Here is a 21,474-nt window from a genome sequence, read left to right on the forward strand (position 1 = left end):
GTCAGAGGGCTCCCTCGTTCGGGCGCGCGACGGGCGCGGTGATGGGTGTGCTGGCCTGCAGCGAGGCGGTGGTCATGCCGGAGGCGGCCTTGGCGGCCGCCTTGCGGCGGATGCGGTAGGCGATGAGCGTGTCGCAGGCCAGCAGCGTGAACAACAGCAGGCCCTGGAACACGCCGGTGAGCGACTTCGGCAGGCCCAGGCGCGACTGCGCCAGTTCGCCGCCGATGTAGAACATGCTCATGAGGATGGCCGAGAAGATCATGCCCACCGGATGCAGCCGCCCGACGAAGGCCACGATGATGGCAGCGAAGCCGTAGCCCGCCGGCACGTACGGCGTGAGCTGCCCGAGCGGGCCGGCCACTTCGAGCGCGCCGGCCAGGCCGGCCGCGCCGCCCGAGGTCAGCAGCGCGATCCACACCGCGCGGCGGGCCGAGAAGCCCGCATAGCGCGAGGCCGCCGGCGCCAGCCCGCCGACCTGCTGCGCAAAGCCCGCGCGCGTGCGGAACAGGAACACCCACAACGCCCCGGCCCCGACCAGCGCGATGACCAGCCCGATGCTCACCCGTGAGCCCTTGAACAGGCGCGGGATCTGCGTGACCGCCTCGAAGGTCTTGGTCTGCGGAAAGTTGTAGCCGTTCGGGTCTTTCCACGGGCCGAAGACCATGTAGCCCAGCAGCAGCGTGGCCACGTAGACCAGCATCAGGCTCACCAGGATCTCGTTGGCGTTGCACTTGTCGCGCAGCAACGCGACGATGCCCGCCCACACCATGCCGCCGAGGATGCCCGCGGCCAGGATGGCCACCACGATCCATTGCCCGGTGGTCTTGTCGGCCAGCAGCGCGACGCCGCCCGCCGCGATGGCGCCGAACACGAACTGCCCTTCGGCGCCGATGTTCCACACGTTCGAGCGGAAGCACACGGCCAGCCCCAGCGCGATGATGAGCAGCGGCGTGGCCTTGACCATCAGCTCGCCGATGGCGTAGCCGTTCTTGATGGGCTCGTAGAAGAACACCAGCAGGCCCTTGACTGGGTCCTTGCCGAGCGCGGCGAACAGCGCCACGCCGATCAGCACGGTGATCAGCAGCGCCAGGATCGGCGAGGCATAGCTCCAGAAGCGCGACAGCTCCGGGCGGGGTTCGAGCTTAAGCATGGGCTGCCTCCGTGTCCTTGTGCCCTTGCCACAGGCCGCTCATCCATTCGCCGATCTGCGGCAGCGTGGCCGCCGCGCGGTCGACGGACGGCGACAGCCGCCCCTTGGCGATCACGTGCAGCCGGTCGCTGATCTCGAACAGCTCGTCGAGCTCCTCGCTGACCACCAGCACGGCGCAGCCGGCATCGCGCAGCGCGAGGATCTCGCCGCGGATCAGCGCGGCGGCGCCCACGTCCACGCCCCAGGTCGGCTGCGAGACGATGAAGAGCCTGGGATTGGCGTCGATCTCGCGGCCGACGATGAATTTCTGCAGGTTGCCGCCCGACAGCGAGCGCGCCGCCGCATGCGGGCCGCCCGCCTTGACGTTGAAACGCTCGATGATCGAGCGCGCATGGCGCTCGAGCGCGCCGGTGCGGATCCAGCCGCCCCGCCCGACCGCATTGCTGCGCGTGAGCAGGAGGTTGTGCGCGAGCCCCAGCGTGGGCACCGCGCCGCGGCCCAGCCGTTCCTCGGGCACGAAATGCAGGCCCAGGGCGCGCCGCGCGCGCGGTCGCAGCCTGCCCGCCGGCTTGTCGAACACGCGGACCATCGCGGCCTCGGCGCGCACGTCCTCGCCCGACAAGGTGTAGAGCAGTTCCTTTTGCCCGTTGCCCGAGACGCCCGCGATGCCGACCACTTCGCCCGCGCGCACTTCGAAGGAAATGCCGTCGAGGTCCACGCCGAACTGGTCCTCGCGCGCCAGCGACAGCCGCTCGACGCGCAGCGCCACGGCGCCCGCGTGCACCGGCCTGTGCTTCAACGGCGGCGGCTCGCTGCCGATCATCAGCCGCGAGAGCGACTCGTTGCTCTCGTTCTGCGGGTTGCACACCCCCGTCACCTTGCCGCCGCGCAGCACGGTGCAGGCGGTGCACAGCTCGCGGATCTCGTGCAGCTTGTGGCTGATGTAGAGAATGCTGCAGCCTTCCGAAGACAGCTTCTTGAGCACCTGGAACAGCTTGAGCACGGCCTGCGGCGTGAGCACCGAGGTCGGCTCGTCGAGGATCAGCAGCTTGGGGTTGGTGAGCAGCGCGCGGATGATCTCCACCCGCTGCATCTCGCCCACCGACAGCGTGTGCACCGGGCGCGAGGGGTCGATGTCCAGACCGTACTCGCTCGCCTTGGCCGTGATGCTGCGCGCCACTTCGGCCAGCTGCAGCGACTTGTCCAGCCCCAGCCAGACGTTCTCGGCCACGGTGAGCGTGTCGAACAGGCTGAAATGCTGGAACACCATGCTGATGCCCAGCGCCCTCGCCTGCTGGGGGTTGCGCAGGTTGACGGCCTGGCCGTCGAAGGTGACGGTGCCTTCGTCGGGCTTGACCGACCCGTAGATGATCTTCATCAGGGTCGACTTGCCGGCGCCGTTCTCTCCGAGCACGGCGTGGATTTCGCCGGGCTGCACGGCCAGGGTGATGTCGCTGTTGGCCACCACCGCGGGATACCGCTTGGTGATGTGCGCGAGCTGGAGTCTGGGGGTTGTCATGCCGGGTTTCGTGGGTTTGTCTCGTTCAACAGCAACAAAGCGGAAGCAGCTATAAGTTTAATAGCGGCTCCCGCGACCATCGGCGCCCGACGGCGCTTTGCTCAGTTCACGGCGTCAATGCCCGCCGATATAGGCGAACTTGAACAGGAACACGGCGGCGATGACCCAGACCATCGCATGCACTTCCCGTGCCCGGCCGGTGCACAGCTTCAGCACGGCATAGGTGATGAAGCCGAACGCCAGGCCGTTGGCGATCGAGTAGGTGAAGGGCATCGTCAGCGCGGTGACAGCGGCCGGGATCACCTCGGTGGTGTCTTCCCAGTCGAGCTCGACCAGGTCGCGCAGCATCAGGCAGCCCACGAAGAGCAGCGCAGGTGCGGTGGCATACGCCGGCACCGAGCCCGCCAGCGGCGAGATCATCAGGCAGGCGAGGAACAGCAGCGCCACCACCACGGCCGTGAGGCCGGTACGCCCACCGGCCTGCACCCCCGCCGCGCTTTCCACGTAGGCCGTGGTGCTCGAGGTGCCGAGCAGCGAGCCCGCGAAGATCGCGCCGCTGTCGGCCAGCAGCGCCTTGTTCATGCGCTCCATCTTGCCCGGCACCAGCAGGCCGGCGCGCTTGGCCACGCCCATCAGCGTGCCGGTCGCGTCGAACATCTCGACCAGGAAGAACACCAGCACCACGTTCAGGATGCCGCCCTTGAGCGCGCCCATGATGTCCAGCTGCATGAAGGTGGGCGCGATCGACGGCGGCGCGTCGAACACGCCGTGGAACTTGTTGCCGCCGAAGAAGAACGACAGCACCGTCACCGTGATGATGCCGATCAGGATCGCGCCGCGCACCTTGAGCTTGTCCAGCGCCACGATGATCAAAAAGCCCAGCGTGGCCAGAATCACCGGCGCCGAGTGCAGGTCGCCCAGCGTGACGAAGGTGGCCGGCGACGCCGCGACCACGCCGGCGCTCTTGAGCGCGATGAGCGCCAGGAACATGCCGATGCCCACGGTGATCGCCGTTCGCAAGGACTGCGGTATGCCCTGTATGAAAAGCTCCCGCAATCCGGTGACCGTCACGATCAGGAACAGGCAGCCCGAGATGAACACCGCGCCCAGCGCAACCTGCCACGTGTAGCCCATGCCCAGCACCACCACGTAGGCGAAATAGGCGTTCAGCCCCATGCCCGGCGCCATCGCGATCGGGTAGTTGGCATACAGGCCCATGATGAGCGTGCCCAGCGCCGCGATCAGGCAGGTGGCCACGAACACCGCGCCCTTGGGCATGCCCGCGTCCCCCAGGATCGAGGGGTTCACGAAGATGATGTAGGCCATCGTCAGGAAGGTGGTGAGTCCCGCGATGACCTCGGTGCGCACGGTGGTGTTGTGCGCGCTGAGCTTGAACACCCGTTCAAGCAGGCCCGAGCCGCTTGCGCTGCCCACAGCCGCGCGCGGACGCGCGGACTCGACATGCCCCGGCGCGCGGGGCTCGGCGCCTTTGGGCGCCTGTTCAAACGAACTCATTTGCTTGTCTCCAGCTGTTGTAGTGGCGGTTTTCATCGTTGCCCCGCTCACGACGCCAGCGCGAACGGGGATCTCTCAGGGATCGGATGTCTCGGGGGCGGCGGGCGGCCGCGCGGCCATGGAGGGTGGCGGGCGCAGCGACGCCGCCACGTCCTTGATGCATTCGCGCAGCCAGCGCGCCGAACTCGACGAATGGGTGCGTTCGTGCCAGAGCTGGTAGTACATGAGGCGCGGCAGCGCCACCGGGCATTCGAGGATCGCCAGCGGCAGCCGCGCCGCGAAGCGCTCGCAGTACTGTCGCCCGGTGGTCAGCACCAGCAGGCTGGAGGCCACCATGTCGGGAATGAGCCCGAAGTGCGCGCAGCGCGCCGTGATGTTGCGCTGCCGGCCCAGCTCGTCGAGCATCTGGTCGATGATGCCGCGCCCGCCCGGGTGCATGGGCGTGGGCGCGATGTGTTCCGCCGCCAGCCAGGTCTCCAGGTCCCAGCCGCGGCGCACCGCCGGATGGTCCTTGTTGACCAGCGACACCACCTCGTCGCCGAACAGCCGCGCCATGTGCAGGTCTTCCGGCGGCTTGAGCCAGTTGCCGATCACCAGGTCGACCTGGCCGAGCGCCAGGTGGCCGTGGTAGTCCGAGTCGGGCGTGAGCGCGTGGATCTCGATCTGGCACAGCGGCGCGTCGCGCTTGACCTGCGCCACCAGCATCGGCAGGAACAGCGGGTCCATGTAGTCGCTGGCGGCGATGCGGAAGGTGGTGGCGGCCGACTGCGGATCGAAGCCGCGCGCGTCGGAGAACAGCATCTCGGCCGCGCGCAGGATGCTGGCCGCGGGCTCGATCATGCGCAGCCCCGCATCGGTCGGCACCATGCCCGAGCCCGAGCGCACCAGCAGCGGATCGCCCGACAGCTCGCGCAGGCGCTTGAGCGCGGCCGAGACGGCCGGCTGGTACATGCCCAGCCGAATGGCGGCGCGCGAGACGCTGCGGTCGGTCAGCACGGTGTGAAGCACCCGGATGAGGTGCAGATCGATCTTGTCGAAAAGCGCCTGGTCACGCATGGCACTCGCCCCCGGTGTTCGCGCACTTCGTGTCGCTTCGCCCACCCCCTGCCGGGGGCGACACCCGCGGCTCGGCAAAGCCGGTTCCGCGGAGTTTCGCGAATGGAATCGGGACGTGTGGCATGGGGAGGACTTTGGACATGCGCCAAAGTCTACGAGTGACTATGCGGACTGGACAGCGGTGACGGCGCGAAGAATCGACTCGCTGGTCGCCGGCGCCTTCAGCGGCGGATCGACCTTGTGGTCACCCGCGGCCGACACCGCGTCGCGGATCGCGAAGAACACAGAGAACGGCAGCAGGAGGGGCGGCTCGCCCACGGCCTTGCTGCGGTGGATCGAGTCCTCGAAGTTCTGGCCTTCGAACAGGCGCACGTTGAACACGGGCGGGCAGTCGTTGGCGGTCGGGATCTTGTAGGTACTGGGCGCGTGCGTGGTGAGCTTGCCGCTTTGCGGATGCCATACCAGCTCCTCGGTGGTGAGCCAGCCCATCCCCTGGATGAAGGCGCCCTCGACCTGGCCGATGTCCACCGCCGGGTTCAGCGACTTGCCCGCGTCGTGCAGGATGTCGGCGCGCAGCAGCTTCCATTCGCCGGTGAGCGTGTCGACGATCACCTCGCTCACCGCCGCGCCGTAGGCGTAGTAGTAGAACGGGCGGCCCTGCATCTTGTCCTTGTCCCAGCTCAGGCCGGGGGTGGCGTAGAAGCCGTCGGACCACAGCTGCTTGCGGTCGAGGTAGGCCTCGCCCACCACGGTGCTGAAGGCCAGCGTCTTGCCGTTGACCTCGACCTTGTCGTTCGCGAAGCGCACCTCGGCGGCCGTGCCGCCGTGGCGCTCGGCCGCGCAGTCGGCCAGGCGCTCGCGGATCTGGCGCGCCGCGTCCTGCGCGGCCTTGCCGTTCAGGTCGGCACCGGTCGATGCGGCCGTGGCCGAGGTGTTGGCCACCTTGGTGGTGTCGGTCGCGGTGACGCGTACGCGCTCGAAGCTCACGCCCAGCTCGTGCGCCACCACCTGCGCCACCTTGGTGTTCAGGCCCTGCCCCATCTCGGTTCCGCCGTGGTTCACGAGGATCGAGCCGTCGGTGTATACATGCACCAGCGCGCCGGCCTGGTTGAAGTGCTTCACGTTGAACGAGATGCCGAACTTCAGCGGCGCCAGCGCCAGCCCGCGCTTGAGCACCACGCTCTTCTTGTTGAAGGCCGCGATGTCCTCGCGCCGCGCGCGGTAGTCGCTGCTGGCTTCGAGTTCGGCCACGAGTTCGTGGACGATGTTGTCGGTCACTGTCTGGCGGTACGGGGTGACGTTGTTCTCCGTCTTGCCGTAGAAGTTGACGCGCCGCACGTCCAGCGGATCGCGCTGGAGCTCGCGGGCCACCGAATCCAGGATGTTCTCGATGGCAATGGCGCCCTGCGGGCCGCCGAAGCCGCGAAACGCGGTGTTGCTCTGCGTGTTGGTCTTGCCCGAGAAGCCGTGCATGGCCACGTTGGGCAGCCAGTAGGCATTGTCGAAGTGGCACAGCGCACGCGTCATCACGGGGCCCGACAGGTCGGCCGAGTGGCCGGCGCGCGAGACCATCGTGATCTCGGCGCCGAGGATGCGGCCCTCGTCGTCGTAGCCCACCTCGTATTCGTACCAGAAGCAGTGGCGACGGCCGGTGACCATGAAGTCGTCGTCGCGGTCCAGCCGCAGCTTCACCGGGCGCTGCAGCTGGCGCGCCGCGATGGCCGCCACGCAGGCGAACAGCGCCGACTGCGATTCCTTGCCGCCGAAGCCGCCGCCCATGCGCCGGCATTCGACATGCACTTCGTTCGACTGCAGGTGCAGCGCATGCGCCACCAGGTGCTGCATTTCGCTGGGGTGCTGCGTCGAGCAGTGGATGTGCAGCGCGCCGCCTTCCTTGGGAATGGCGTAGCTGATCTGCCCCTCGAGATAGAACTGCTCCTGCCCGCCCACGTCGAGCGTGGACTTGTGGCGGCGCGGCGCCTTCGCGATGGCGGCGCGCACGGCGGCCTCGTCGCCTTCGTTGGCACCGCCGCCGCTGCGCACGATGTGCATCGGCGGCACCACGTACTGGCCACGCTCGTGGGCGGCCTGCGGCGTGAGCACGGGCGGCTGCGCCTCGATAGTCAGCGCGTCCTTGGCCTTGGCGGCGGCGCGGCGCGCGGCGTCGCGGGTCTCTGCGATCACCGCGAACACGGGCTGGCCGAGGTAGCGGATCTCGCCGCCGTCGTTCACGGGCAGCAGGATCGGGTCGTCGTGAATGATCGAGCCGCAGTCGTTGGTGCCCGGAATGTTGTCGGCCGTGATGACCGCGACCACGCCCGGCATGGCGCGGATGGCATCCAGCGACAGCGCGGTGACGCGGCCGTTGGCCGCCGGCGACAGGCCCAGCGCGCAGTGCAGCGTGCCGGCGAGCTCGGGAATGTCGTCGATGTAGGTGGCCTCGCCGGCCACGTGCAGGTGCGCCGACTCGTGCGGGCGGCTGATGCCCACGCGCATGCCGCGCTCGTGCGCCAGCGCTTCGGCGCCCACGTCGATGCGCGCGGCGGTGTTGGTCAGGTAGTCGGCAAAGGCCTCGGCGGGTTGCAGCAGGCGGGCGTCGATGGGTTTGTTCATGGTCAGACTCCTGCGGCGGTGGCGGGGGTCGCGTGGGGCATCACGCTCCAGACGCTGGTTTCTTCCAGCGACAGGGCGTCTTCGGCGCGGGTTTCGAGCCAGAGGCGTTGAATGAGGTTCTGGGCGACCTGCAGCCGGTAGTCGGCCGAGGCGCGCATGTCCGACAGCGGCTTGAAATCCTGCGCGAGCGCGAGCTTGGCGGTGGCGACGCTGGCCTGCGTCCACGGCTTGCCGAGCAGCGCGGCCTCGGCGTTCGTGGCGCGCTTGACGGTCGCGGCCATGCCGCCGAAGGCCAGGCGCACGGCCTTCACCGTGTCGCCGCCGGCTTCGAGTTCGATGGCGAAGCCCGCGCACAGCGCGGAGATGTCGCAGTCGAAGCGCTTGCTGATCTTGTAGGCGCGCACCTGGCGCTTCATGGCGGCGTGCGGAACGGCCAGCCCCTGCACGAACTCGCCCGGCTGCAGCTGGTTCTTCATGTAGTCCAGATAGAAGTCGGGCAGCGGCATGCGGCGCACCACGTCGCCGCGGCGCAGCTCGATCTGCGCGTCAAGCGACATCAGCACCGGCGGCGAATCGCCGATGGGCGAGCCGTTGGCCACGTTGCCGCCCATGGTGCCGGCATGGCGGATGGGCGGCGAGGCGAAGCGCAGCCACACCTCGGCCAGGCTGGGCACGCGCTCGACCAGCGCGCCGAAGGCCGCCTCCAGCGAGGCGCCGGCGCCGATGTAGAGCTCGCCGCCGTTGTCAGGGCGGTCCTCGATGGCCTTCATCTCGGCCACGTCGCCCACGTAGATGATGTCGCCGAGGTCGCGGAACTGCTTGTTGACCCACAAGCCGACATCGGTCGAGCCGGCCAGCAGCTGGGCGCGGGGCTTCTGCTCGCGCAGGGCGGCCAGCTGGGCCAGGGTCCTGGGGGCGTGGAAGTGGTCCATGCGCGCGCCGAGCGGGGCGGCGTAGCTCAGCGCCGCGCCGTCGTCGCGCAAGGCGGTGAGCGCAGCCACCACGGGCCTGGTGTCCAGGCGCACCGAAGGCAGGTCGAACATGCGCTGGCCGGCGTCCAGGATCGGGCGGTAGCCGGTGCAGCGGCACAGGTTGCCCGACAGGTCGTCGGCCAGCTGCTGGCGGGTGGGCTGCGTGCCCCCGGCCTGGTGGTGTTCGTAGGTGGCCCACAGCGACATCACGAAGCCGGGCGTGCAGAAGCCGCACTGGGAGCCGTGGCAGTCGACCATGGCCTGCTGCACCGGGTGCAGCGTGTGCACCGCGTGCTTGCCGTCCTTGGCCTTCTCGGTCCTGTGGGGCGCGGCCTGGCACTGGGCCTTGAGGTCCTGGACCGTGAACAGGGCCTTGCCGTGCAGGGTGGGCAGGAACTGGATGCATGCGTTGACGGTCTGCAGGCTCAGGCCGTCCACCGCGCCCGGCGCCTGGGGATCGGTGGCCAGTTCTCCGATGACGACGGTGCAGGCACCGCAGTCACCTTCGTTGCAGCCTTCCTTGGTGCCGGTGCAGCGGGCGTCCTCGCGCAGCCAGTCGAGCACGGAACGGGTCGGGTGGACGCCGGTGACGTCGACGATCTTTCCGCGATGGAAGAAGCGGATCGGTTGAATCTTGCTGCTGTCGGTGCTCATGCTTTTGGGGCTCGTGGGGGACCCGTCAGGGGTCAGTCATGGACGTTAGCGGCTTGTCGGGGGTCTTGCATACGGGCAGCCCCATAACGCGTATGTGGGGGCCGGTATGCCACGTACGGGGAAACCCTGGCGCGGGAGCTGCAATTCCCGGGCCAAGCACGGCCCGGGCTGCGCTCAGCCCCGCGCAATGGCCGCCCAGGCGGTGGCGATCAGCGTCGAGCCCGCCGCCGCGAGCAGGCCGCCGACCAGCCACTTGAGCGTGCGCGGCTTGAGCTTGTTGGGCAGGCGATGGTGCAGGCGCGTCGCGCCGTAGACCACCGGCATCGCGCAGCCGGCCAAGAGCGCGGAATACCAGGAGAAATGCCCCGTCGGCACCACGATCACCAGCCGCACGAGCGAGTTGAACCCGAACATCAGCAGCAGCGCGCGGCGCACCAGCTCGCGGTCCAGCGGCTGGCGGTACATGTGGAACACGATGGGCGGCCCGGAGCTGGAGAACAGTCCGCCCAGCACGCCCGACAGCCCGCCGATCACGGCAAAGCTGCGCGGGCCCGACACCGCCGGCAGCGGCCGGCCCTGCATCACCAGCAGCACGGCGCAGCCCAGGATCGACACCCCCAGCAGCCCGCGCAGCCAGTTGACCGCGCCGCCGCTGAGCCAGGTCAGCAGCATGAGACCCACGATCACGCCCACCGTGCTGCCGTTGAGCGCCGGCTTCATGAGCCGCCACGGCACCACGCCAGGCCGGGCACGGAAATAGGTCCATGCGTTCAGGAGGCTCAGCACCGTCGCGGCGTTGGCCGTGTCGCTCACGCTGGCGACGTGGAACACCGACACCAGGCCCAGCAGGATCAGGCTGAATGCAAAACCCGTGAGGTTCTGCGCGTAAGTGGCGAGCGCGACGCAGGCCATGAAGACCAGCACGGGGCCGGCCCCGGAAAGAATCAATTGCACAAACTCGGTCTCGATCTCGGTCTCAGCGCACCAGGTCCCAACCCATCATCAAGGCCGCGAATCCCATCAAGGCGGTGCCGCCCCACCCCAGCCAGCGGATGCGGCGCCCGGAGGTGAACACACCCATCACATTCTCGCGCGTCACGAGGATCATCATCGCCGCCATGATCGGCACCGCGACCACGCCGTTGATCACCGCGCTCCAGTAGAGCGCCTTCATGGGGTCGATGGGCGTGAAATCGAGCGCCGTGCCGACCAGCGTGGCCACCGCGATGATCCCGTAGAACTCCTTGGCTTCGCGCCAGTGCCGCTCCAGGCCCTCTTCCCAGCCGAAGGCCTCGGCCACCGCGTAGGCCGCCGAAGAAGCCAGCACGGGAACGGCCAGCAGCCCGGTGGCGATGATGCCGCCGGCGAACAGCCAGAAGGCGAAGTCGCCGGCCAGCGGGCGCAGCGCCTCGGCGGCCTGCGCGGCGGAGGTCACGTCATGCACGCCGGCCGCATACAGCACCGCCGCGCCCACGACCATCACGAAGAAGGCGATGAGGTTCGAGAAGGTCATGCCCAGCCAGGTGTCCAGCCGCACGCGCTTGAGGTCGCGCCGCACTTCCTGGTCGGTGCCCTTGCGGCCGCCCTTGAGCCGCAGTTCCTCGACCTCCTGCGATGCCTGCCAGAAGAACAGGTACGGGGAAATGGTGGTGCCCAGCAGCGCCACGATCATCATCCAGTAATCGCCGCGCCACTGCAGCTTGGGCACCACCAGGTCGTGCAACACCTGCGCCCAGTGCACCTGCACCACGAACACCGCCGCCACGTACGCGAACAGCGTGAGCGTCAGCCACTTGAGGATGTGGGCCAGCTTGCGGTAGGGCACGAACACCTGCAGCAGCACCGTCACCACCCCGAAGACCAGCGAATGGAAGTGCGCGCCGCCGCCCACCACCAGCTGCAACGCCTCGCCCATGGCGGCGATGTCGGCCGCGATGTTGATGGTGTTGGCCACCACCAGCAGCGACACCAGCACGATCAGGAAGCCGCGCGGCATGTGCTCGCGCAGGTTGGCCGCCACGCCCTTGCCGGTGACCCGGCCGATGCGCGCCGACACGAGCTGGATCGCCACCATGAAGGGCAGCGACAGGAACACGGTCCACAGCAGCCCGGTGCCGAACTGCGCCCCAGCCTGGGTGTAGGTCGCGATGCCGGACGGGTCGTCGTCGGCCGCGCCGGTGACGACGCCGGGGCCGACGTGGCGCAGGAATGAGGGAATGCGTTTCTTCATGTCAGGCCCATGGTGGCACGGCGAGCCTGACCACCGGATGAATGTCCGGCGGCAAGGAGCAAAAAGAGGCGAAGGCGGCTCATGACCGCTCGGAGAACAGCGCCACGATGACCTGGCGCAGCCAGCGGTTGCCGGGATCGGCCTCGAAGCGCTTGCTCCAGTGCAGCGACACCGTGAAGTCGCGCAGCGGAAACGAGGGCTCGACGATGGCGTAGCCGCCTTCTTCCGCAAAGCCGCGCGCAATGTTGCGCGGCATCACCACCGCCAGGTCGGTGGCGCGCACGATGGCCGGCAGCACCATGAAGTGCTCGGTGGTCAGGCGAACCCGGTCCTCCAGGTTCAGCAACTGCAGGATGCGCAGGGTGTCGGCATGCGTGCGCACCGTCACGTAGTCGAGCTCCTGCAGGGCCTCGAGCAGCGCCTGCCCGCTGCGCCGGCGCTTCAGGAAAGGATGGTCGCGGCGCAGCAGCACGATGTAGCGGTCGCGCAGCAGCTGGGCGCGCTGGGTGTCCTTCACGCGCGGCAGGAAGCCGAAGGCGAAATCGACCTTGCCGCTGTCGAGCGCGGTGGCGATCTCGCCCGCCGCCAGCGGCATGGTCTCGACGCGCACGCCCGGCGACAGCTCGCGCAGCCGCGCCATCAGCGCCGGCAGGAAGCGCCCCTCACCGATGTCGCTCATGTGGATGCGAAACAGCTTGCGCGAAGCCGCCGGATCGAAGCGCTCCGGCTCGGCCAGCGCCTGCTGCAGCGTGGCCAGCGCGGACTGCACCGACACCGCGAGCCGCTCGGCACGCGGCGTCGGTGTCACGCCGCCTGGAGTGCGGGTGAACAGCGCGTCGCCCAGCAGCAGCCGCAGCCGGGTCAGGCCGTGGCTGGCCGCCGGCTGCGTCAGGCCCAGGGCCTCGGCCGCGCGGCTCACGCTGCGGGACCGGTACACCGCATCGAAGAGCCGCAGCAGGTTCAGGTCGACCGCGTCGATATGCACTGGATTCATATTGGATAGCTGGCTTATTTTATTGAAGTATGGCGGCACCCCGACCACACTGCGGCACACCATAAAAAAGAGACACGATGGAAGTTTCATTCAGCAAGGAAGTCGAGATGCTGCGCCTCGGCGCCGGCGACACCTTTCACGGCGAGGGCATCCTCGCGATCACCAAGGGCCTGCTGCAGTCGGGCGTGGCCTATGTCGGCGGCTACCAGGGCGCGCCGGTGTCGCACCTGCTGGACGTGATGGTCCAGGGCAAGGCCTACATGGACGAGCTGGGCGTGCACGTGGAGGCCTGCTCCAACGAGGCCTCGGCCGCCGCGATGCTCGGCGCCTCCATCCACTACCCGCTGCGCGGCGCGGTCACCTGGAAATCCATCGTCGGCACCAACGTGGCGGCCGATGCGCTGTCGAACCTGTCGTCGCCGGGCGTCACGGGCGGCGTGCTGATCGTGGTGGGCGAGGACTACGGCGAGGGCGCCAGCGTGATCCAGGAGCGCACGCACGCCTATGCGCTGAAGTCGAGCATGTGCCTGCTCGACCCGCGCCCCGACCTCGGCGTGATGGTGCGCATGGTGGAGGAAGGCTTTCGCCTGTCGGAGAGCTCCAACATGCCCTGCCTGATGGAGCTGCGCATCCGCACCTGCCACGTGCGCGGCAGCTTCGAGTGCAAGGACAACGTGGCGCCCGCCGTCTCCACCCGCGCGCTGATGACCGAGCCGGCCGGCTTCAACTACATGAAGCTCGCGCATCCGCCCGTCACCTTCCGCCACGAGAAGCTCAAGGGCGAGGAGCGCATTCCGGCGGCGCGGCGCTACATCGTCGAGCACGGCCTGAACGAGCTGATGCCCGGGCAACGCCACGCCGACCTCGGCATCGTGGTGCAGGGCGGCCTGTACAACGCGCTGATCCGCAGCCTGCAGCAGCAGGGGCTGGCCGATGCCTTCGGCGAGACCGACATCCCGATCCTCGTGCTCAACGTGACCTATCCGCTGGTGCCCGAGCAGGTGGCCGACTTCTGCGTGGGCAAGCGTGCGGTGCTGGTGGTGGAGGAAGGCCAGCCCGAATACATCGAGCAGGACATCGCCACGCTGCTGCGCCGGCGCGACATCCAGACGCCGCTGCACGGCAAGGACATGCTGCCGTCGGCGGGCGAGTACGGCGTGGAGGTGCTGTCGGGCGGCATCGGCGCCTTTGCCGCGAAGTACATCGCGGCGAGCGAGGCCTCGTCCTCCGCGCAGGCCTGGCTGGCCGGCAACCGCGAGCGCCGCGAGGCCGTCGCGCGCCGCCTGAGCGCGCCGCTGCCCAACCGGCCGCCGAGCTTCTGCATCGGCTGCCCGGAGCGGCCGGTGTTCTCGGCCCTCAAGCTCGCGCAGCAGCAGACGGGGCCGGTGCACATCGCGGCCGACATCGGCTGCCACGCCTTCGGCACCTTCGAGCCGTTCTCGATGGGCCACTCGATCCTGGGCTACGGCATGAGCCTGGCGAGCCGCGCGGGCGTGGCGCCGATGATGAACCGGCGCACCCTGTCGATCATGGGCGACGGCGGCTTCTGGCACAACGGGCTGCTCACCGGCGTGCAGAGCGCGCTGTTCAACGGCGACGACGCGGTGCTGCTGATCTTCAAGAACGGCTACACCTCGGCCACCGGCACGCAGGACATCATCTCGACGCCCGACGACGAAATCAAGGAGCGCGCCGTCGACAAGCAGCAGAGCCTGGTCGACAAGAACCAGACCATCGAGGCCACGCTGAAGGGCCTGGGCGTGCAGTGGATGCGCACCGTGACCACCTACGACGTGGAGCGCATGCGCAGGACGCTGACCGAGGCGCTCACCAGCGACTTCAATGGCCTGAAGGTGGTGATTGCCGAAGGCGAATGCCAGCTCGAGCGCCAGCGGCGCATCAAGCCCTGGATCGCGGGCCTGCTGCGCAAGGGCGAGCGCGTGGTGCGGGTGAAGTACGGCGTCGACGAGGACGTGTGCAACGGCGACCACGCCTGCATCCGCCTGTCGGGCTGCCCCACGCTCACGCTCAAGGACAACCCCGATCCGCTGAAGGTGGACCCGGTGGCCACCGTGATCGACGGCTGCGTGGGCTGCGGCCTGTGCGGCGCCAACGCGCATGCGGCCACGCTGTGCCCGAGCTTCTACCGGGCCGAGGTGGTGCAGAACCCCAAGTGGCATGAACGGCTGCTGCACGGCCTGCGCGGTGCGGTCGTGCGCGCGCTGCAGCCGGCATGAGGGACAAGCACATGGAACAGAACCGTCCCCTCACCCTGCTCGTCTGCGCCCTCGGCGGCGAAGGCGGCGGCGTGCTCACCGAATGGCTGGTCGATACCGCGCGCCATGCCGGCTACGCCGCGCAGAGCACGTCGATCCCCGGCGTGGCGCAGCGCACCGGGGCCACCACCTACTACATCGAAGTGTTCCCCGTGCCGCTCGCCCGGCTCGCCGGCAAGCGCCCCGTGTTCAGCCTGAGCCCGGTGCCGGGCGCGCTCGACGCCATCGTGTCGTCGGAGCTGCTGGAAACCGCGCGCCAGATCGGCAACGGCATGAGCGCGCCGCTGCGCACGCTGGTCATCAGCTCCTCGGCGCGCATCTTCACCACGGCCGAGCGCATGGAGCCGGGTGACGGGCGCGCCGACGCGCAGCGGCTGCTCGACGTGGTCAAGGCCTTCAGCCGCGAGCACCATGTGTTCGACATGAACGCCATCGCGCGCGATAGCGGCACCGTGGTCAGCGCGGTGATGCTCGGCGCCATCGCGGGCAGCGGGCTGTTCCCGTTCCCGCGCGAGGCCTACGAGCATGTGGTGCGCGGCGGGGACACCAGCGCCCCGGAGAAACTGAACAAGATGGCCGCCGCCAGCCTGCGCGGCTTTGCCGCCGCCTTCGAAGCGGTGAACGCACCGCGCGCGCAGGCCGCGTTCGTGAGCAGCGTGCTGGCCAGCGACACGAACGACGCACCGCCCCCGGCCAGCGCCCTGCCGGCCGAACTCGCCCGGCGCTTTCCACCCGCGGTGCACGACATGCTCGCGCTCGGCCACGCTCGCGTGCTCGACTACCAGGACGCGGCGTATGCCGCGCTCTACGCCGACCGGCTGGGCCGCGTGCTCGATGCCGAGCGCACCGCCGACCCGGCCGGCGCACAGGGCTTTGCCATCACGCGGGAGATGGCGCGCTGGCTCGCGCTGTGGATGGCCTTCGACGACATCGTGCGGGTCGCCGCGCTCAAGGGCCGCGCAAGCCGGGCGCAGCGCGTGCGGCAGGAGGTGCGCGCCGGCGACGACGACATCGTGAAGGTCTACGACCACTTCAAGCCCGGCGCGGCGGAATTCGCGGCGCTGCTGCCGGCTTCGCTCTCGCGCCGCGTCACGGCCTGGGACCGGGCCCGCCAAGCGCGCGGCCGGGAGCCGTGGGCGCTGCCGCTGAAGGTGGGCAGCCACTCGGTGTTCGGCATGGCCTCGCTGCGGCTGCTGGCGTCGCTGCGCTGGCTGCGCCGCCGGGGCAGCCGCTTCGCCGAGGAACAGGCGCTGATCGAGCGCTGGCTCGCGGCGGTGGAAGCCGGCACCTGCGAGGCCTGGGCGCTGGGCCACGAACTGGCGCTGTGCGGGCGGCTCATCAAGGGTTACGGCAGCACCAACGAGCGCGGCAAGCACAACCTGCTGCACGTCATCGACGCGCTGGCCGGCCGCACCGCCCTGCCGGCAACGGCGCGAGCCGCCGCGATCGCCGCGGCCCGCGAGGCGGCGCTGGCGGACGAAGGCGGCAAGGCGCTCGACGCCGCGCTGGCGGCGCACGGCGCGGCACCCCGGCCGGTGCAGGCGCAGCCCATCCGCTGGATGAAGCGGCCACCGCCCGCGAAGGCTTGAGGCGAGGCGACCGATGGCCTTGCTGCTCAACGTGGACGACCACCGGCGCCGTGCGCGCCGTGTGCTGCCGCGCCTGGTGTTCGACTATGTCGACGGCGGCGCGGAAGACGAACGCTGCCTGCGGCGCAACCGCGACGCAATCGAAGCGCTGCCGCTCATTCCGGAATGCCTGCGCGACACCACCACGGTGGACACCGGCATCGAACTGTTCGGGCGCCGCTGGCGCGCGCCGTTCGCGGTCGCGCCCATCGGGCTGGCCGGGCTGGTACGGCCGCGCGCCGACGCCTTGCTGGCCGGAGCCGCGCAGGCCGCGCGCGTGCCCTTCATCCTCTCGACCGCATCGAACACCCGCATCGAGGACGTGCGCACCGCCGCGCCCGACGCCACGCTGTGGATGCAGCTCTACGTGATGGGCGAGCGCGCCATTGCCGAACGCATCGTGCGCCGCGCGCGCGCTGCGGGCTTCGAGGCGCTGGTGCTCACGGTCGATGTGCCGGTGAGCGGCCTGCGGGAACGCGACCTGCGCCACGGCTTTCGCGTGCCGATGCGGCTCACGCCCGGCACACTGTTCGACATGGCGCGGCACCCGGCCTGGCTGCTGCGGCTTGCGCGCCACGGCATGCCGCGCTTCGAGAACCTGCTGCCCGATGAAGACGGCGCACCCGTCTCCGCGCAGACGCAGGCCGCGCTGCTCTCGCGCACCATGGACCGCGCGCTCACCTGGGAAAGCCTGGGCTGGCTGCGCAAGCTCTGGGACGGCCCATTGCTCGTCAAGGGCCTGCTGGGCGCGGAAGACGCACGGCGTGCCGTGCGCCACGGCGCCGACGGCATCGTGGTTTCCAACCACGGCGGACGCCAGCTCGACGCCGCGCCGGCCAGCATCGCCGCCCTGCCCGCGATGGTCGACGCCGTGAACGGGCGGATCCCCGTGCTCATGGACGGGGGCATCCGGCGCGGAAGCGACATCGTGAAGGCGCTCGCGCTCGGCGCGCGCGGGGTCCTGGTCGGGCGCGCCCCGGTCTACGGGCTGGCGTGCGACGGCGAGCGCGGTGCGCTGTCGGTGCTGCAGATGCTCATCCAGGAGACCGAACGCACGATGACCCTGCTGGGCGCCACGCAGGTGCGCGAACTCGGCCCGCATCACGTGGACAGGCCTTCGCCGCGTTCGCCCGACGAACAGGAAGGCGTGCCAACGCGACCCAAGGAAAACACGCACGGGAAACCCTCCATTTACCCCGCGCGCGCGACTGCCTAGATTGCTCAACCCAGACGAACACATAACGAAGGAGACCATGACAATCGCCCACCGCCCCCACCGCACGGCACTGGCCCCGGCCGCCGTCGCCATCGCCGCCGCCCTTGCGCTCTGCACGCCCGCCGCGTATGCACAGGACAAGCCCGTGCAGCTCAAGCTGTCGAGCTGGGTGCCCGCGCAGCATCCGCTCAACCCCGCGCTGCAGGCGTGGGCCGATGACATCAAGAAGGAGTCCGGCGGCACCATCACCGCGATCCTGTTTCCGTCGGAGCAGCTCGGCAAGGCCTTCGACCACTACGACATGGCGCGCGACGGCATCGCCGACTTCTCCTACGTGAACCCCGGCTACCAGCCCGGCCGGTTTCCGGTGATGGCCGGCGCGTCGCTGCCCTTCCTGTTCGCCAACGGCAAGGAAGGCTCGGCCGCCATCGACGCCTGGTACCGCAACTACGCGGCCAAGGAAATGAAGGACGTGAAGTACTGCTTCGCCTTCGTGCATGACCCCGGCACCTTCCATTCGCGCAAGAAGATCACCGTGCCCGGCGACGTCAAGGGCCTGAAGGTGCGCCCGGCCACCAGCACCGTGGGCCAGCTCATCACCTCGCTGGGCGGCACCAACGTGCAGGCCTCGGCGCCCGAGTCGCGCGACATGCTGGAGCGCGGCGTGGCCGACGCCATCACCTTCCCGTGGGGCTCCATCGGCCTGTTCGGCATCGACAAGGTGGTGAAGTACCACATGGATGCGCCGCTGTACGTCACGCCCTTCGTGTGGGTCATGAACAAGGGCAAGTACGACGCCATGTCCACCGCGCAGAAGAAGGTGATCGACGACCACTGCACCAGCGAATGGGCGCAGAAGGTGGCCGGGCCGTGGGCCGACTTCGAGTTCGCCGGCCACGCCAAGATGGCGGCGCTTTCGGGCCACGAGATCTACAAGCTCACGCCGGAGCAGCTCGATGCATGGCGCAAGGCCGCGGCGCCCTCGGAAGCGCAGTGGGCCGAGAGCGTGAAGAAGGTCGGCGAAGACCCCAAGGCGGTCATGGATGCGTTGAAGGCCAGCCTCGCCAAGTACAAGTCGGCGCTCTGAGCGATGGCTACCCGGTCCGCCAGCTACATGGACCGCGCGATCAATACGATTGAATGGCTCGCCGCCGTTTTTGTAGGGATCGTCGCGCTCAACATCTTCGTGGCCGTGGTGCTGCGCAAGTTCTTCGACACCTCGATCCCCGACGCCTACGACTTCGGCCGCATGCTGCTGGGGATCCTGATCTTCTGGGGCATCGCGGCCACCAGCTACCGCGGCGGCCACATCACGGTCGACCTCGTGTGGACGGCGGCGGGCCCGCGCATGAAGCGCGCGATCGACGTGTTCGCCACGCTGGTGCTGCTGTTCGTGGTGGCGGTGCAGACCGCCATGCTGTTCGACAAGGTGCGCGGCACCTACGTCGACAACGTGCAGACCTATGACCTGAACATTCCGACCTGGCCGTTCTATGCCGTGGCCTGGGCCGGCGACGTGTGCGCGGTGCTGCTGATCGCGATCCGCACCTACCGGCTGATCTTTCACCCCGAGCAACTCGAAGAAGTTCACGCAGAACAGAAGGCGGACGAATGAGCCCCGATGCAGTGGCAGTGCTGGGCTTCGTCGCCCTGTTCGTATTGATGTTGTTGCGCGTGCCGGTGGGCATGGCGATGGGCCTGGTGGGCGTGACCGGCTACAGCTACCTCGTGGGCCCCGGGCCGGCGCTGAAGCTGGTCGGCCAGACCTCGATGCGCACCGTGACCGACTACACCTTCGGCGTGATCCCGATGTTCATGCTGATGGGCGCGCTGGTGTCGGTGTCGGGCGTGAGCCGCGAGCTCTTCAAGGCCGCCAACTCGATGATCGGCCACCTGCGCGGCGGCCTCGGCGTGGCCACCGTGGTGGCGTGCGGCGGCTTCGCGGCCATCTGCGGCTCGTCGGTGGCCACGGCCGCCACGTTCTCCGCGGTCGCGTATCCGGAGATGCGGCGCTTCAACTACCCGCAGTCGTTCTCCGCCGGCGTGATTGCCGCGGGCGGCACGCTGGGCGCGATCCTGCCGCCATCGACCGTGCTGGCCGTGTACGCCATCCTCACGCAGCAGGACATCGGCAAGCTGTTCATGGCGGGCATCGTGCCCGGCATCCTGGCGATGGCGATGTACGTGCTGACCATCGCGATCATCGTCAAGCTGCGGCCCGACTGGCTGCCCGGCGGCGAGGTCAAGCCGTGGTCGGAACGCGTGAAGGACCTGAAGAACGTGTGGGCGCCGCTGGTGCTGTTCGTGTTCGTGATCGGCGGCCTGTACGGCGGCTTCTTCACGCCGACCGAGGCGGGCGGCGTGGGTGCGAGCGGTGCGTTCATCCTCGGGCTGGTGCGGCGCAAGCTCGACGGCCCGAAGATCCGCGAGGCGCTGCTGTCGGCCACGCGCACGGCTGCGGCGGTGTTCACTGTGCTGATCGGCGCGCTGCTGTTCGGCTACTTCCTCACCATCACGCAAAGCCCGCAGAAGCTCACCGAGTTCCTCACCGGCCTGGGCATCGGCCGCTACGGCGTGCTCGCGCTCATCATGCTGATGTACCTGGTGCTCGGCTGCCTGATGGACGCGATGGCGATGATCATCCTGACCGTGCCCATCATCTACCCGGTGATCGTGCACCTGGGCTTCGACCCCATCTGGTTCGGCGTGATCATCGTGATGACGGTGGAGCTGGGGCTGATCCATCCACCGGTGGGCATGAACGTGTTCGTCATCAAGAGCGTGGTGAAGGACGTGAGCTTCACCACCATCTTCAAGGGCGTGCTGCCGTTCATCGTGACCGACATCGTGCGCCTGGTGATCCTGATCGCGTTCCCGATCATTGCCTTGTGGCTGCCGACGAGAATGGGCTGATGAGCAACAGCAACAACCTCAAGGAAGTCGTCTACACCGCGCGCGTCGAGTTCGGCGACTGCGACCCCGCCGGCATCGTCTGGTTTCCCAACTTCTTCCGCTGGATCGACGCGGCCTCGCGGCACTTCTTCGCCGAGTGCGGCGTGCCGCGCTGGGAAGAAACCACGCAGACGCTGGGCGTGATCGGCACGCCGCTGGTCGATACGCACACGCGCTTCGTCAAGGCCGCGAGCTATGGTGACACGCTGAGCCTGGCGGTTCGCATCACCGAGTGGCGCGAGAAGAGCTTCGTGCAGACCTACCGCGTCACGCGCGGCGACGACCTGATCCTCGAGTGCGAGGAGGTACGGATCTTCGCGGCGAAGCGTGAAGGCGGCGGGATCCGGGCGGTGCAGATTCCGCCGTCGATCCGGGTGCTCTGCGAATAGGCCTCGCCTGATAGAGCCGCAGAGGGAAGCTGGCGAAAACCAGTGAAACTTTGGGGCTCCCCAATGGAGCGAGGACACATGTCGATCAAAACCGTTCTCTACCGACCGCGACGGCGGCATTGGTGTGCGGATGCGCCACACCACAAAGAGGGTACTCAGGCCACAGTGGGCCTGATGCCGACGTGGTGGCGATCACGGGCGACCTGCCCGCCTTCCAGTGCGGCGCGATCCGTGACCTGCCGGACCCTACGACGGGCACGCCGCTGGAAGCGTTTACCGTCACGCCAGCAGCCTTTGAAGCAGTGATGGCA

16 protein-coding genes are annotated in these 21,474 nt (G+C 68.9%); 7 read left to right on the top strand and 9 right to left on the bottom strand.

Annotation, left to right across the window (positions count from 1 at the left end; genetic code table 11):
- Position 1 precedes the first annotated feature (1 nt).
- From QRN67_RS22175 to QRN67_RS22215, 9 genes are all read right to left on the bottom strand, one after another.
- Entirely contained in the window at positions 2-1,150 is a 1,149-nt protein-coding gene (locus QRN67_RS22175) for an ABC transporter permease (protein WP_106938128.1), read from the bottom strand.
- Positions 1,143-2,669 (bottom strand): ABC transporter ATP-binding protein, encoded by a 1,527-nt coding sequence (locus tag QRN67_RS22180; protein WP_106938127.1) that lies wholly within the window; start codon positions 2,667-2,669, stop codon positions 1,143-1,145. Before QRN67_RS22180 ends, QRN67_RS22175 begins: the two co-directional genes overlap by 8 nt.
- 114 nt (positions 2,670-2,783) lie before the next feature.
- Positions 2,784-4,184, bottom strand: a complete 1,401-nt coding sequence (locus tag QRN67_RS22185) for an NCS2 family permease (RefSeq protein WP_285413634.1) — start codon at positions 4,182-4,184, stop codon at positions 2,784-2,786.
- Between the two features lie 75 nt (positions 4,185-4,259).
- Positions 4,260-5,240, bottom strand: a complete 981-nt coding sequence (locus tag QRN67_RS22190; RefSeq protein ID WP_081268961.1) for a LysR family transcriptional regulator — start codon at positions 5,238-5,240, stop codon at positions 4,260-4,262.
- Positions 5,241-5,402: 162 nt separating this feature from the next.
- Complete coding sequence (gene xdhB, locus QRN67_RS22195) at positions 5,403-7,853, bottom strand: xanthine dehydrogenase molybdopterin binding subunit (RefSeq protein WP_285413635.1); 2,451 nt, start codon at positions 7,851-7,853, stop codon at positions 5,403-5,405.
- A 2-nt stretch (positions 7,854-7,855) separates the two neighbouring features.
- Positions 7,856-9,478 (bottom strand): xanthine dehydrogenase small subunit, encoded by a 1,623-nt coding sequence (gene xdhA / locus QRN67_RS22200; RefSeq protein WP_285413636.1) that lies wholly within the window; start codon positions 9,476-9,478, stop codon positions 7,856-7,858.
- A gap of 174 nt (positions 9,479-9,652) precedes the next feature.
- Positions 9,653-10,432, bottom strand: a complete 780-nt coding sequence (locus QRN67_RS22205) for a sulfite exporter TauE/SafE family protein (RefSeq protein ID WP_081268964.1) — start codon at positions 10,430-10,432, stop codon at positions 9,653-9,655.
- 22 nt (positions 10,433-10,454) lie between these two features.
- Positions 10,455-11,708 (bottom strand): NRAMP family divalent metal transporter, encoded by a 1,254-nt coding sequence (locus QRN67_RS22210; RefSeq protein ID WP_081268965.1) that lies wholly within the window; start codon positions 11,706-11,708, stop codon positions 10,455-10,457.
- A 79-nt stretch (positions 11,709-11,787) separates the two neighbouring features.
- Positions 11,788-12,702 carry a LysR family transcriptional regulator gene (locus QRN67_RS22215; protein ID WP_285413637.1) on the bottom strand — a complete coding sequence of 305 codons (915 nt, stop codon included), beginning with the start codon at positions 12,700-12,702 and terminating at the stop codon, positions 11,788-11,790.
- A gap of 77 nt (positions 12,703-12,779) precedes the next feature.
- On the opposite strand from QRN67_RS22215, the gene QRN67_RS22220 reads away from it, so the two are divergent.
- From QRN67_RS22220 to QRN67_RS22250, 7 genes are read left to right on the top strand one after another with little or no spacing between them, the layout of a single operon-like run.
- The gene (locus QRN67_RS22220; protein ID WP_285413638.1) at positions 12,780-14,939 is read left to right on the top strand and encodes a thiamine pyrophosphate-dependent enzyme; all 2,160 of its coding nucleotides are present in this window, start codon (positions 12,780-12,782) and stop codon (positions 14,937-14,939) included.
- Between the two features lie 11 nt (positions 14,940-14,950).
- Complete coding sequence (locus QRN67_RS22225; RefSeq protein WP_285413639.1) at positions 14,951-16,567, top strand: indolepyruvate oxidoreductase subunit beta family protein; 1,617 nt, start codon at positions 14,951-14,953, stop codon at positions 16,565-16,567.
- A 13-nt stretch (positions 16,568-16,580) separates the two neighbouring features.
- Positions 16,581-17,822, top strand: a complete 1,242-nt coding sequence (locus tag QRN67_RS22230) for an alpha-hydroxy acid oxidase (protein WP_081269352.1) — start codon at positions 16,581-16,583, stop codon at positions 17,820-17,822.
- A gap of 37 nt (positions 17,823-17,859) precedes the next feature.
- Positions 17,860-18,909 carry a TRAP transporter substrate-binding protein gene (locus QRN67_RS22235; RefSeq protein ID WP_285413640.1) on the top strand — a complete coding sequence of 350 codons (1,050 nt, stop codon included), beginning with the start codon at positions 17,860-17,862 and terminating at the stop codon, positions 18,907-18,909.
- A gap of 3 nt (positions 18,910-18,912) precedes the next feature.
- On the top strand, positions 18,913-19,437 hold the full coding sequence (locus QRN67_RS22240; protein ID WP_234383038.1) for a TRAP transporter small permease: 525 nt from the start codon (positions 18,913-18,915) through the stop codon (positions 19,435-19,437).
- Positions 19,434-20,735, top strand: a complete 1,302-nt coding sequence (locus QRN67_RS22245; RefSeq protein ID WP_285413641.1) for a TRAP transporter large permease — start codon at positions 19,434-19,436, stop codon at positions 20,733-20,735. Before QRN67_RS22240 ends, QRN67_RS22245 begins: the two co-directional genes overlap by 4 nt.
- A complete protein-coding gene (locus tag QRN67_RS22250) occupies positions 20,735-21,163 on the top strand; it encodes an acyl-CoA thioesterase (protein WP_285413642.1) in 429 nt (142 codons plus the stop codon). Before QRN67_RS22245 ends, QRN67_RS22250 begins: the two co-directional genes overlap by 1 nt.
- Positions 21,164-21,474: the final 311 nt, after the last annotated feature.

This window comes from Variovorax sp. efr-133-TYG-130, from assembly GCF_030208835.1.
Lineage (GTDB): Bacteria > Pseudomonadota > Gammaproteobacteria > Burkholderiales > Burkholderiaceae_C > Variovorax.